The sequence below is a fragment of the Streptomyces sp. NBC_00289 genome, from assembly GCF_041435115.1.
GTDB lineage: Bacteria > Actinomycetota > Actinomycetes > Streptomycetales > Streptomycetaceae > Streptomyces.
Genome location: NZ_CP108046.1, coordinates 3,309,298 through 3,322,414, shown reverse-complemented (window position 1 = coordinate 3,322,414; position 13,117 = coordinate 3,309,298). Strand labels below are relative to the sequence as shown.

At 73.1% G+C, this 13,117-nt stretch carries 7 protein-coding genes; 4 read left to right on the top strand and 3 right to left on the bottom strand.

The window, feature by feature from the left end; genetic code table 11:
- Window positions 1–52: 52 nt before the first annotated feature.
- Window positions 53–1,849 carry a chitinase gene (locus OG985_RS15110; protein WP_371668846.1) on the top strand — a complete coding sequence of 599 codons (1,797 nt, stop codon included), beginning with the start codon at window positions 53–55 and terminating at the stop codon, window positions 1,847–1,849.
- On the opposite strand, the gene OG985_RS15105 is transcribed toward OG985_RS15110, so the two are convergent.
- Both OG985_RS15105 and gabT read right to left on the bottom strand, forming a co-directional pair.
- Window positions 1,788–2,627 (bottom strand): phosphatase PAP2 family protein, encoded by an 840-nt coding sequence (locus OG985_RS15105; protein WP_371668845.1) that lies wholly within the window; start codon window positions 2,625–2,627, stop codon window positions 1,788–1,790. The two genes, OG985_RS15110 and OG985_RS15105, sit on opposite strands and share 62 nt — an antisense overlap.
- A 256-nt stretch (window positions 2,628–2,883) precedes the next feature.
- Window positions 2,884–4,218: a 4-aminobutyrate--2-oxoglutarate transaminase gene (gabT, locus tag OG985_RS15100; RefSeq protein ID WP_371668844.1), complete on the bottom strand. Its 1,335-nt coding sequence runs from the start codon at window positions 4,216–4,218 to the stop codon at window positions 2,884–2,886.
- 299 nt (window positions 4,219–4,517) lie between these two features.
- On the opposite strand from gabT, the gene OG985_RS15095 reads away from it, so the two are divergent.
- From OG985_RS15095 to OG985_RS15085, 3 genes are all read left to right on the top strand, one after another.
- A complete protein-coding gene (locus OG985_RS15095) occupies window positions 4,518–6,644 on the top strand; it encodes an ATP-binding protein (protein ID WP_371668843.1) in 2,127 nt (708 codons plus the stop codon).
- A gap of 115 nt (window positions 6,645–6,759) precedes the next feature.
- Window positions 6,760–8,421, top strand: coding sequence for a PucR family transcriptional regulator (locus tag OG985_RS15090; protein ID WP_371668842.1), 1,662 nt, complete (start codon window positions 6,760–6,762; stop codon window positions 8,419–8,421).
- Window positions 8,422–8,705: 284 nt separating this feature from the next.
- On the top strand, window positions 8,706–10,151 hold the full coding sequence (locus OG985_RS15085) for an aldehyde dehydrogenase family protein (RefSeq protein ID WP_371668841.1): 1,446 nt from the start codon (window positions 8,706–8,708) through the stop codon (window positions 10,149–10,151).
- Window positions 10,152–10,257: 106 nt separating this feature from the next.
- Here OG985_RS15085 and OG985_RS15080 read toward each other — a convergent pair whose 3' ends face one another.
- Entirely contained in the window at window positions 10,258–13,092 is a 2,835-nt protein-coding gene (locus tag OG985_RS15080; protein ID WP_371668840.1) for a glycoside hydrolase family 3 C-terminal domain-containing protein, read from the bottom strand.
- Between the last annotated feature and the right edge of the window lie 25 nt (window positions 13,093–13,117).

Genomic DNA, 13,117 nt, shown 5'->3' with positions numbered 1-13,117 from the left:
GACCAAGTTGGGCGCGCTCCACCCTCCAATTCCCCCATGTCCGGAGGCCCTTGTGGATCGCACCAGATCCGTCCTCGCCACGCTCACGGCCACGCTCCTGGCCGTACCCGGCATCACCGCGCTCTCGTCGGACGCCCGTGCGGCCGACGCGGACCTCGCCCGCAACGGCGGCTTCGAGGCAGGCCTCGACGGCTGGACCTGCACGGCGGGTACCACGGTCGGCTCACCCGTGCACAGTGGCGGTTCGGCGCTGCAGGCGACCCCGACCGGCAGCGACAACGCCCAGTGCGCACAGACGGTGACCGTGAAGCCGGACGCCCAGTACACGCTGTCCGGTTACGTCCGCGGCTCCTACGTCTACCTCGGCGCGAGCGGCACCGGCACCACCGACGTCTCCACCTGGACCCAGTCCGCCCCGGCGTGGCAGCAGCTCACCACCACCTTCCGCACCGGCCCGTCCACCACCAGGGTCACGATCTACACCCACGGCTGGTACGGCACCGGCGCCTACCACGCCGACGACCTCTCGCTCGTCGGTCCCGGTGTCGACGCCGGTCAGCCGCCCGCCGCTCCGACAGGTCTCAAGGCAGGCACCGTCACCTCCTCCGGCGTGGCCCTGTCCTGGTCGGCGGTCACCGGCGCGACGGGCTACGCCGTGTACCGCGACGGCGTCAGGAACCAGACGGTGAGCGGGACTTCGGCCACGGTGACCGGGCTCTCGCCGTCGACGGCGTACGGATTCCAGGTCGCCGCGGTGAACGCCGCCGGCGAGTCCGCCAGGTCGGCGACGGTGACCGCGACGACCACCGCCGGGACCGGCGGCCCCTCCACCGACCTGCCGGCCCACGCCCTCGTCGGCTACCTCCACGCGAGCTTCGCCAACGGTGCCGGCTACACCCGCCTGGCCGACGTCCCCGACAGCTGGGACGTCATCGACCTGGCCTTCGGCGAGCCGACCTCGGTCACCTCCGGCGACATCCGCTTCACCCGCTGCCCGGTCACCGAGTGCCCCACCGTGGAGAGCGACGCCGACTTCAAGGCGGCGGTCAAGGCCAAGCAGGCGGCGGGCAAGAAGGTGCTGATCTCCATCGGCGGCCAGAACGGCCAGGTGCAGCTGGCGACCACCGCGGCGCGCGACACCTTCGTGTCCTCGGTCTCGAAGATCATCGACACCTACGGGCTCGACGGCCTGGACATCGACTTCGAGGGCCACTCGCTGTCACTGAACGCCGACGACACGGACTTCAAGAACCCGAAGACGCCGGTGATCGTCAACCTGATCTCCGCCCTCAGGACCCTGAAGGCCAGATACGGCTCGAAGTTCGTCCTGAGCATGGCCCCGGAGACCTTCTTCGTCCAGCTCGGGTACCAGTACTACGGCACCGGCAAATGGGGCGGCCAGGACCCGCGGGCGGGCGCCTACCTGCCGGTCGTCCACGCCCTGCGCGACGACCTGACCCTGCTGCACGTCCAGGACTACAACTCCGGCTCGATCATGGGCCTCGACAACCAGTACCACTCCATGGGCGGCGCCGACTTCCACATCGCGATGACCGACATGCTGCTGACCGGATTCCCGGTGGCGGGTGACGCGAACAACGTCTTCCCGCCGCTGCGCCCCGACCAGGTCGCGATCGGAATGCCGGCCTCCACCAACGCGGGCAACGGGTACGTCCCCCCGGCCGAGGTCACCAAGACCCTGGACTGCCTGACGAAGAAGACGAACTGCGGCTCGTACGCCACCCACGGCACCTGGCCCGCCCTGCGCGGCCTGATGACCTGGTCGGTCAACTGGGACCGGTTCGCGAACGGGGAGTTCCAGCGGACCTTCGACGGCTACTTCGGCTGAGGAAGCGGCACAGGAGAGCGATCAGCACCGTGCAGAGGCACCAACTGGCCACGACGTCCAGTGGCCAGTGGTAGCCGCGCCGGACCAGGCCGAAGCCGACGCCCGCGTTGACGGCCGCGCAGCCGGCGATCAGCGCGCGGCGGGCGGCGGCGGTGCGCTGCAACGGGAGGAGCAGCAGCGTCGCACAGCCGTAGGCGACGGCGGCCGTCGCGGTGTGGCCGGAGGGGTAGTAGCCGGTGCCGGGCGGCATGACCGGGGTACCCCCGCGGGCGGTCAGTTCCTTCAGCGGCACGACCAGGGCGGGGACCAGCGCCATGACCACGGCGGCCGAGGCGGCCGGCAGCCACCAGTGGTCCGTACCACTGCGGCGTGCCCGCCGGGCCGCGTACACCAGGACCGCCGCGAGGACCGGCAGCGCGATCTGGACACCGCCGAGTTCGGCGAGGAGTTCGGAGGCGCGGTCCGGGTGGACCAGGACACGGCTGAGGCGCCGGTCGACCCGCAGAAGTGGGCCGTCGACGACGACCTGCCAGGTGATCAGCGCGAAGAAGAGGGCCGGAAGGCCGAGAAGGAGAGAAGAGGAGAGGAAGGCCGGCCGCCCCGGAACAGGGGGGGTGGTTCCGGGGCGGCCGATCGGATCGGATGGTCGGCCGCCCCGGGGGGTTTGGGGCGGGCGACTGTCCGATCGGTGAGGAGACCCGGAGCCAGAGGCCCCGGTTGTGTGCGCGAAGGCACGACCAGGTCGAAGCTGGGGAGGCCCCGTCCTGATGTCGCCCACAGTCCCCTGTGGGCGGGGTGTATCTCTCATCTGGAAGAGAACCTACGTCAGGCGATGGGCTCAGGACAGGCGGAAGCGACTCCCGACATGCACCTCGCACACGTTCTTCACACCCTCTGACGCCCGTCCCGCGGGCTCGGCGAGCGCCGCGGCGAACGGGGCTGGGGCGGGTGGGGCCGCTGAGCTGTGTGTCTGTGGCCCACCCGTGTCCCCTCTGTCTTTCCGCCGCGCGGTGCCGCGCGGGCCCGGACGTGGCTCAGACGGCCGAGAACGCCTGCTCGATGATGTCGAGGCCCTCGTTCAGCAGGTCCTCGCCGATCACCAGCGGGGGCAGGAAGCGCAGCACGTTGCCGTAGGTGCCACAGGTCAGGACCAACAGGCCCTCCTGGTGGCAGGCCTTGGCGAGCGCCCCGGTCGCCTCCGGGTTCGGCTCCTTGGTGGCGCGGTCCTTGACCAGCTCGATGGCGATCATCGCGCCCCGGCCGCGGACGTCACCGATGATGTCGAACTTCTCCGCCATCGCGGCGAGGCGGGACTTCATGATCGCCTCGATGTTCTTCGCCCGGGCGTTGAGGTCGAGCTCCTTCATGGTCTCGATCGAGCCGAGCGCGCCGGCGCAGGCGACCGGGTTGCCGCCGTAGGTGCCGCCCAGGCCGCCCGCGTGCGCGGCGTCCATGATCTCGGCACGGCCGGTGACGGCGGCCAGCGGGAGGCCGCCCGCGATGCCCTTGGCCGTCGTGATCAGGTCGGGGACGATGCCCTCGTCCTCGCAGGCGAACCACTGGCCGGTGCGGCAGAAGCCGGACTGGATCTCGTCCGCGACGAAGACGATGCCGTGGTCGGCGGCGAACTGGCGGATCGCGGGCAGGAAGCCCATGGCAGGCTCGATGAAGCCGCCCTCGCCGAGCACCGGCTCGATGATGATCGCGGCGACGTTGTCCGCGCCGATCTGCTTGTTGATCATGTCGATGGCCTGCGCGGACGCCTCGGCGCCGGCGTTCTCCGGACCGGTCAGCCAGCGGTAGCCGTAGGCGACCGGCACCCGGTAGACCTCGGGCGCGAACGGGCCGAAGCCGTTCTTGTACGGCATGTTCTTCGCGGTCAGCGCCATCGTCAGGTTCGTCCGGCCGTGGTAGCCGTGGTCGAAGACGACGACCGCCTGGCGCTTGGTGTACGCACGGGCGATCTTGACGGCGTTCTCGACGGCCTCGGCGCCCGAGTTGAACAGGGCGCTCTTCTTGGCGTGGTCGCCCGGCGTCAGCTCGGCGAGCGCCTCGGCGACCTCGACGTACCCCTCGTACGGCGTGACCATGAAACAGGTGTGGGTGAAGTCGGCGAGCTGCGCCGTGGCACGGCGTACGACCGCCTCGGCGGAGGCGCCCACCGAGGTCACCGCGATGCCGGAGCCGAAGTCGATGAGGCGGTTGCCGTCGACGTCCTCGATGATGCCGCCGCCCGCGCGGGCGGTGAACACGGGCAGCACGGAGCCCACACCGGCCGCGACCGCGGCGGTACGGCGGGCCTGCAGCTCCTGCGACTTCGGGCCGGGGATGGCGGTGACGACGCGGCGCTCCTGCGGAAGTGCGGTCATGAGGGGCTCCTGGTGATCTTGCTGACGTGATCTGACGGTGACGTGGGCGAGGCGACGCGTCCGGTCCGGTCTGCGCCCGGCGGGCCGAGGGCCCTCTCTTCTCGCAGGTTAGGGCGGGGCCGCGGGGGTGGGCATGCTCCATGTGGGCGCTGTCGGCGCGCCCGGTTGTCCGTGGTGGACATACAGGCACTGTCGCGCATCACGGACCACCCGGCCACGTAAGCGGTGAACTCCCCTTGCGAGGGAGTTAGATTGACTCGCTGATGGCGAACGGAACGGCTGGTCAGGGGGCAGGGTCGATGGACAGCGACGGGACGCACGACGCACGGGGCACGCATGCGAACCCGGTGCCGCGTCCGGCGGGGCCACCCGAGGTCCCGGCGGCGCCACCGCGGCCGGCGGGCGCCCCGGGCATGCCGCCCCGGCCGGACGGGTCGGCGTTCCTGACCTGGCTGCGGACACCCCGGCCGGAGGCGGCGCCGGGCGTGTGGCGGTTCGGGCACACGCCCCGCCCCGAGGAGGAGCCGGAACGGATCCCCGGCCGTCAGCTGCTCAGCGGAGCCGTGATCGCCTTCCTGGTGGGCTGGCTGATCTGGTCCCTGCTGTGGAACGGCTACCTCGGCGGCTGGTGGGTGGTGCCGCTGGAGCTGTTCACCCCGGACTCCTGGCGCCGCAGCAACGACCGCGTCGGCAACGCCGTCCTCTGGTACGGCTACTACACGCTGATCGCCCTCGCGATCATGCTCGTGGTGGGCCGCCTCGGCCGCTGGGGCGAGGTCTGGCGGCGCTACGGACCGCCCGCCTGGAGCCCTGCCGCACCCGCGCCCGAGCACCGGTCCACCCCCGGCCAGGACCCCGCCGACTGGCCCGAGCTGCGCGCCGCGGGAGCGTCCGACGCCGCCGAGCGGCTCGCCGCGGAGGCCCGGGCCGGGCTGATGCGGGACGTCGACCAGGCCCGGATCACCCGCGCCTGGCAGGGCGTGCGCAGCGGCCGGCACAGCCTCGCCGCCTTCACCGGTGCCGTGCTCACGGAGGGCTCCGCCGCCTGTCTGCACCCCTCCGGGGAGCGCGACCTGCCGGCCCGGCTCGCCCGGCACGACCTGGTCACCGGCCAGGTCAGGCTCGGCACCACGGCCGACGACCCCCGCAACCCGTACGCCTTCCGCGGCACCGGCCTCGGCCTCGGACCCGAGCTGCTCGGCACCTCCCTGCTCGCGGTCGGACCGGCCGGCTCCGGCAAGACCGGCGCCGTCGTGTGGCCGCTCGCCGAGTCGCTGTGCCTGCACGCGCTCGCCGGGCGGGCCGCGGTCGTCGTGGTCGGCGCGGCCGGCGCGGGGCTCGGCCCGGCCGACGCGTTCGACGTCGTCGTACGGATCGGGAATCCGGAATCCGTCTACGACCTCGACCTGTACGGCGGGGCCACCGACCCCGACGAGGCGGCGGCCGTGCTGGCCGAGGCGCTGGTCGGGGACCTCGCCGAACCGCACCAGGGCGGCGACACCCGCCGGTCCACGACCGTCCTCGCCCAGCTGCTCGGCCCCTTCCGGGCGGTCCACGGACGCTTCCCCTCCGTACCGGAACTGCGGCAGCTCCTGGACGGCGCCCCCGGCGCGCTCACCGCGCTCCGGACGGCACTCGAGGGCTCGGGACAGGAGTCGCTGCTGCGGGAACTGGACGCCCGGGAACGGCAGCTGGGCCACCCGGGGGATGCGGGAAGCGTGCTCGCGGACCGCGTCGCGCTGCTCGACCGGCCGGCCTTCGCCGGGTTCTTCGACACCTCCGGACAGTCGCGGCCCTTCTCCCTGACGGCGCTCGACCATCCGGTGCGGGTACGGATCGACCTGCCCCAGCGCGGGCACGCCGACGCCTCGCGGATGCTGGCGCGGCTGGTGCTGGCGCAGTTCACGGCGAGCGTCGCGGTGCGGGAGGACCGGTCGCTGTTCGCCTGCCTGGTCTTCGACGACGCCACCGGGGTCGTGACGCCCGAGGCCGTACGGGGCATCCAGCGGCTGCGGTCCGGCAACGCCGGTGTGGTCCTGACCCTGCGCACCCTCGACGACGTACCGCGTCCGCTGCGCGGGCCGCTGCTCGGCTCCATCGGATGCCGGATGGCGCTGGCCGGGCTCACCCCCTGGGACGGACAGGACTTCGCCGAGGTCTGGGGCAAGGAGTGGATCGAGGCGCGGGACGTCACCGACCGGCAGATCATCGCCGAGACCCCGGCCGGCAAGGCGGTGCACATGCTGCGGCGGGTGATCACCGGGAAGGCGCCGACCGCGCGGGCGGTGACCGTGCGGCAGGTGGAGCGGGAGCGGTGGTCCGCGTCCGAACTCGCGCACGCCGTGCCGCCCGGCCACGCGGTGCTGTCGCTGACCGACGTGACGGGGGAGCACGCGCCGCCCCTGCTGGTGGACCTGCGCGGCTGAGCAGCACGTATGGGCGTCAGGTGACGTGCGGACCGTACGGTGAGGCAGAATCGACACAGGCCGTTCATACATCGCGGCCAAAAGATCACAGGGATCACACCGATTTGAAGGCCTCATGCCCCCGACGCTCGCCTCGCTCGTCCACCACTCCGCGCTGAAGCTCACCGTGCGGGCGGGCGAGGACCGCCTGGACGTGCCCGTCCGCTGGGCGCACGTCAGCGAGCTGGCCGACCCCGTGCCGTACATGGAGGGCGGGGAGCTGCTGCTGATCACCGCGCTGAAGCTCGACGCGGAGGACGCGGAGGCGATGCGGCGCTATGTGAAGCGCCTCGCCGGGGCGGGTGTGGTCGGGCTCGGCTTCGCCGTCGGGGTCAACTACGAGGAGATCCCCAAGGCGCTCGTCCAGGCGGCCGAGCAGGAAGGGCTGCCGCTGCTGGAGGTGCCGCGCCGCACCCCCTTCCTCGCCATCAGCAAGGCGGTGTCCGCGGCGATCGCGGCCGACCAGTACCGGGCGGTCACCGCGGGATTCGCCGCCCAGCGGGAACTGACCAGGCAGGCACTGACGGGCGGCCCCGAAGGACTGCTCGCCGCGCTCGCCTCGCAGGTCGACGGCTGGGCCGCGCTGTACGACGCGTCGGGCGCCGTCGTCGCCACGGCACCGGAGTGGGCGGGACGGCGGGCCGCGCGGCTCACCGCGGACGTGGAGCGGCTGCGGGAGCGGCCCGCGCCCGCCTCGTCGGTGGTGGGCGGCCCCGGGAACCCCGAGAACGACGACCGGGTCGAACTGCACTCCCTCGGCACCGGCCGACTGCCGCGCGCCGCGCTCGCGGTGGGTACGGCCGCGGCCCTCGGCACCGCCGAACGGTACGCGGTCCACTCGGCCATCGCCCTGCTCACGCTGACGACCGAGCGCTCGCGGTCCCTGCGCGCGGCCCAGCAGCGGATCGGCGCGGCGGTGCTGCGCATGCTGCTGGCCGGTGAGCCGGACCACGCGCGCGCCGTGGCCGGCGACCTGTACGGCGGCCTGCTGGACGCGCCGTTCCGGATGCTCGTCGCCGAGTACGCCTCGGCGTCCGCCGCGCGCGTCCACGCCGACGCCCGCGCGCGCGTGCCGGCCACCGGCGCGGACGCGGTGGCCGATCCGCTGGGCGCGCTCGCCGAGGTGGTGGAGTCCGCGGCCGCCCGGGCCGGGGAGGCGCTGTTGGTGGTGCCCGAGGCGGACGGCTGCCGGCTGGTCGTGCTGGTCGTGGACGGGGGCGCCGCCGCGACGGCGTGCGGCGAGTACGCGGGACTCCTGGAGGCGGCGCGGACCTCGCCCACGACGGGTGAACAGGGTTTCGCGGGTGACGAGGACGAGCTCGTCGTGGGCCTGTCCGCACCGGCCGGACCGATCGCGGCCGCCTCCGCGTACAAGCAGGCCGAACAGGCCCTGTCGGTGGCACGCCGACGCGGGCGCGTCTTCGTCGAGCACGAACAGCTCGCCGCCGGCTCGGTGCTCCCGCTGCTCGCCGACGACGCGGTGAAGGCGTTCGCCGACGGCCTGCTGCGAGCGCTGCACGAGCACGACGCGACAGGACGCGGCGACCTGGTGGCCTCCCTGCGCGCCTGGCTCTCCCGCCACGGCCAGTGGGACGCGGCGGCAGCGGACCTCGGCGTCCACCGCCACACCCTGCGCTACCGGATGCGGCGGGTGGAGGAGATCCTCGGACGCTCGCTGGACGACCCGGACGTACGGATGGAGCTGTGGCTGGCCCTGAAGGCGACCTCGGCCGAGTAGTCGAGCCCGCCACCACGGCCCGTCCGGCGTTCGAGGACGAGGCCGCAAGGCCGACAGGGGGTCTGGGGGCGAAGCCCCCAGGGACGGGACGGGAAGTGGCGGCGGGGCGAACCCCTCGAACCCGCACCCCCGCACCCCCGGCAGCCTCGCACCCCACCCCGCCAATCCGGCACACCCCCCACCCCGACTACTACGCCTCGGACAAACGCCCACCGGCGACCCCACGCCTACCGTGGACCCGACAGCACACGACCACCCCCATCGCGGAAGGGCCGGACCTCCCTATGACTTCCACTCACGCCTTCTGGCTCGCCGGCCGCCAGGCCACGGGCGAGGACAGCTTCGACGTCACCTCCCCGTGGGACGGCCGCCTCGTCGCGAAGGTCGCCGTGCCGACCGACGCCCAGACCGAGGAGGCCGTGGCCGCCGCGTACGCCGTCCGCGAGGACTTCGCCGCCACCCCCGCCCACGTCCGTGCCGCCGCCCTCGACCACGTCAGCAGGCGCCTGGTCGAGCGCACCGAGGAGATCGCGCAGCTCATCTCCGCCGAGAACGGCAAGCCGGTCAAGTGGGCGCGCGGCGAGGTCGGCCGGGCCGTGTCCGTGTTCCGGTTCGCCGCGGAGGAGGCCCGCCGGTTCAACGGCGGCGAGGCACAGCGCCTCGACACCGACCTCGGCGGGCAGGGGCGGCTGGCCCTCACCCGCCGTTTCCCGAAGGGTGTCGTCCTCGGCATCGCGCCCTTCAACTTCCCGCTCAACCTGTGCGCCCACAAGATCGCCCCGGCCATCGCGGCCGGCGCGCCGATCATCCTGAAGCCGGCGCCCGCCACCCCGCTGTCCGGGCTGGTCATCGGCGAGCTGCTCGCCGAGACGGATCTCCCGGCCGGTTCGTGGAGCATCCTCCCGGTGCCCAACGACCGCATGCCCGCCCTGGTGCAGGACGAGCGGCTGCCGGTCATCTCCTTCACCGGGTCGGAGATGGTCGGCTACGCGATCATGGACTCGGTGCCGCGCAAGCACTGCACCCTGGAGCTGGGCGGCAACGGCGCGGCCGTCGTGCTGGCCGACTGGGCGAGCGACGAGGACCTCGACTGGGCCGCGACCCGCATCGCCACGTTCTCCAACTACCAGGGCGGCCAGTCCTGCATCTCCGTGCAGCGGGTGATCGCGGACGCCGCCGTGTACGACCGGCTCCTGCCGCGTGTCGTGGCGGCCGTGGAGGCGCAGGTCACGGGCGACCCGTCCGACGACAAGACGGACGTCGGCCCGCTGGTCAGCGAGGACGCGGCGGTGCGCGTCGAGGCGTGGGTGCGGGAGGCGGTCGAGGCGGGCGCCGAGCTCCTCACCGGCGGCGAGCGGGACGGCGCCTCGTACGCGCCGACCGTCCTCACCGGGGTACCGGCCGATGTGACGATCTCCTGCGAGGAGGTCTTCGGGCCGGTCCTCACCGTGCAGAAGGTGGAGGGTGAGGCCGCGGCCTATGCCGCCGCCAACGACTCCAAGTACGGCCTCCAGGCAGGCGTGTTCACGCACGACCTGCAGACCGCCTTCCGCGCCCACCGGGCCCTGGAGGTCGGCGGCGTCGTCATCGGCGACGTCCCCTCCTACCGAGCCGACCAGATGCCGTACGGCGGTGTGAAGCAGTCCGGTGTGGGCCGCGAGGGCGTGCGGTTCGCGATGGACGACTACACCTACGAGCGGGTGCTGGTGCTCACGGGCCTCGCGCTCTGAAACCAGGGCACCAGTTCATGGGAACCATTTATAGGTTCCTCGAAGGGGCCCGGCACCGATGCCTTCCGGTGCCGGGCCCCTTCTGTACGCCGGTTTCCCCAGCCCCTCAACCGGAGAAGCCGACGTGCGCGAGCCGCAGCGGGCCGCGCAGCCGGACGCGCACGTCGTGCACACCGGCGGCGGTGAAGCCGGCGCTGAGCGTGCGGTAGTCGTACGGGCCGGAGGCGGGCGCGTCCGGCGTCAGCGCGGCCGACGCCGGGCCGCCGTCCACCGTGATCTCCACCGTGCCCTCACCCGCCACGGTCACCGTCACCGTCGTGACGCCGTCCCCGAAGTCGCAGGCGCGGTAGAGGAGTTCACCGGTCCCGCGCTCCGGCGCGGTCACCGCGTCACCCGACGTCCTCGTCCGGTCGACGATCCGGGTGGCGCTCTGCTCGTCGAAGTCGGCCGCGTCCAGGCCGCGTTCGCGGACGGGCCGCGGCGCGCCGGGCTCGCCGTCGAGGAGCACGGCCGTCCGCAGCCGGACGTCCTCGCTGGAGGCGCCGGCCAGCACCTCGTACGAGCCCGGCTCCAGCCGCCACCGGCCCTGGGCGACATCCCAGAACTCCAGGGAAGTCAGAGGGACTTCGAAGGTCAGCTCGGTCCGCTCGCCCGGCTCGAGCGTCACCCGGCGATGCCCGGCCAGCTCACGGCGCGGGCGCGGGACCGACGGGTCCACGGCGCGGGTGTAGAGCTGCGCGACCTCGTCGGCGGTGACCTCGCCGGTGTTGGTGACCGTGAAGGAGACCCGCAGCGCCCCGTTGTCGACCTGGACCGCCAGGTCGGCGTACGAGAAGGAGGCGTACGACAGTCCGTGCCCGAACGGGAACAGCGGGGTGCCCTCGAAGTACAGATAGGTCTGGCGGCCGCCGATCACGTCGTAGTCGAGAAGGCCGGGCAGGTCGGCGTCGTCGGCGTACCAGGTCTGCGGGAGGCGGCCGGCCGGGGAGACGTCGCCGGCCAGGACGCGGGCCAGGGCGGTGCCGGCCGCCTGCCCGCCGTGCGCGGTCCACAGCACCGCCGGGAGCTCCGTGAGGTCGACGGCGTAGGGATACGCGGAGGTCAGCGCCAGCACCGTGACCGGGTTCGCGGCCTGTGCGGCGCGCAACAGGCGCTCCTGCTGGGCGGGCAGACGCAGCGTCGTACGGTCCTCGGTCTCGCGGCCGTTGAGGTGCGGGTCGTTGCCCGCGACCACCAGCACCACGTCGGCCTCCGCGGCGACCCGCGCCACCGCGTCCTCGCCGCGTTCGGTGACGACGAGCTCGAAGGTTTCCGGGTTCTCGTCGGCAACCTTTACGCCGTCCGCGGAGACGCAGACGTGACGACCCGTGCCGAGGTGCCGCAGGAGGTGACCGTTCCCATGGGGTTCCAGGCGGAACGTCTCCTGCACGATCCAGCCTCCGGGCTGGTCGGCGGAGGCGCGAACCCGGCCGTCCTCGGCGACCGAGAGATAGCGGCCGTCGGGGGCGCGGAAGGTCAGGACGCCCTCGCCCCAGTCGATCAGCGCCAGTTCGGTGCCCTCGGCGCCGGCGGTGAGCGGGGGCAGGTCGGTACGGCCCGCCAGCAGCGCCGGGTCCAGGGCACCCGCCGCGCCGCGCACCTCGTCGGCCGCCTCCGCGGCCGGCACACGCAGGAACGTACCGGCCGAGGTTTTGAGCAGGACCCGGTCCACGCCCTCCGCGAACTCCACGCGCTCCGCGCCGAACCGCTCGTAGACGCCCTCCAGCGGGGTGGAGCGGTGGATGAGGGTGCCGCTGTACCAGTCGAGCTTGCACTCGTCGGCGAGCAGGCCCACCACCGCCACGCGGGCGTCCGTGGCCAGCGGCAGCACCCCGTCGTTCTTGAGCAGCACGACCGCCTGTTCCGCGGCCTCCCGGGCGAGGGCGCGGTGCGCCGGCGTGTCGAAGGCCGCGGTGTCGGTGTGGGGGTCGTAGCGCGGGTCGAACTCGCCGAGGCGGAAACGCACCGACAGCTGGCGGCGGACCGCCGTGTCGATGTCGGCCTCCGTCAGCAGGCCCCGCTCATGGGCCTTCCTGACCCGGCCGACGATCACCGAGCTGTCCTCGCCGTGGTCGGTGAAGCTGTCGACGCCGGCCAGCAGGGCGGCCGCCGTCGCTTCCTCGTGGGTGTCGAAGTAATGCTCGGAGTCGGCCAGGTTGGAGGGCGCGCCCGCGTCGGAGCAGACCAGCAGCTCTTCCTCGGTCCAGGTGCGCAGCTGTTCGCGCAGATGCGGGGAGACGTGGTTCGGGCGGCCGTTGACCAGGTTGTACGCCGGCATCACCCCGGCCACGGCACCCGCTTCGACGGTTTCCCGGAAGGCCCGCAGGTCGTACTCGTGCAGCACCCGCGGACGCACCGACGACGAGGTGACGTCCCGGCCCGTCTCGTTGTTGTGCGCGAGCCAGTGCTTGAGGACGGGGGCCGTGCGCCAGTACGTCGGGTGGTCGCCGCGCAGGCCGTGCGTGTACGCGGTGGCGATGGCCGAGGTCAACTTCGGGTCCTCCGAGTAGCCCTCCTCGTTGCGGCCCCACAACGGGTGGCGGAGCAGGTTGACCGTCGGGGACCACACGTTGAGGCCCACCCGCTCGTCGCGGGCGCGCATCGCCCGGGCCTCCCTGGACACCGCCTCGCCGACCCGCCGTACCAGGTCCGTGTTCCAGGTCGCGCCCAGACCGACGGCCTGCGGGAACACCGTCGCCGGGCCCATCCAGGCCATGCCGTGCAGGGCCTCCTGGCCGGTGCGGAAGGAGGCGAGGCCGAGCCGTTCGACGGCGGGCGTGAACTGGTGCAGAAAGCCGGTCTTCTCGTCGAGGGTCAGCCGCGACAGCAGGTCGTCGACGCGCTTCGCGAACGGCAGATGCGGGTCACGGAACGGCGGGGCGGGCGGCGTGGATGCGGTCACGTGGGGTTCCCTTTGCTGTGGAGCG

Excerpts from the sequence above, each read along its gene's own strand:
- gabT (WP_371668844.1), bottom strand. The coding sequence starts at position 4,218 with ATGACCGCACTTCCGCAGGAGCGCCGCGTCGTCACCGCCATCCCCGGC.
- OG985_RS15095 (WP_371668843.1), top strand. The coding sequence starts at position 4,518 with ATGGACAGCGACGGGACGCACGACGCACGGGGCACGCATGCGAACCCG.
- OG985_RS15090 (WP_371668842.1), top strand. The coding sequence starts at position 6,760 with ATGCCCCCGACGCTCGCCTCGCTCGTCCACCACTCCGCGCTGAAGCTC.
- OG985_RS15085 (WP_371668841.1), top strand. The coding sequence starts at position 8,706 with ATGACTTCCACTCACGCCTTCTGGCTCGCCGGCCGCCAGGCCACGGGC.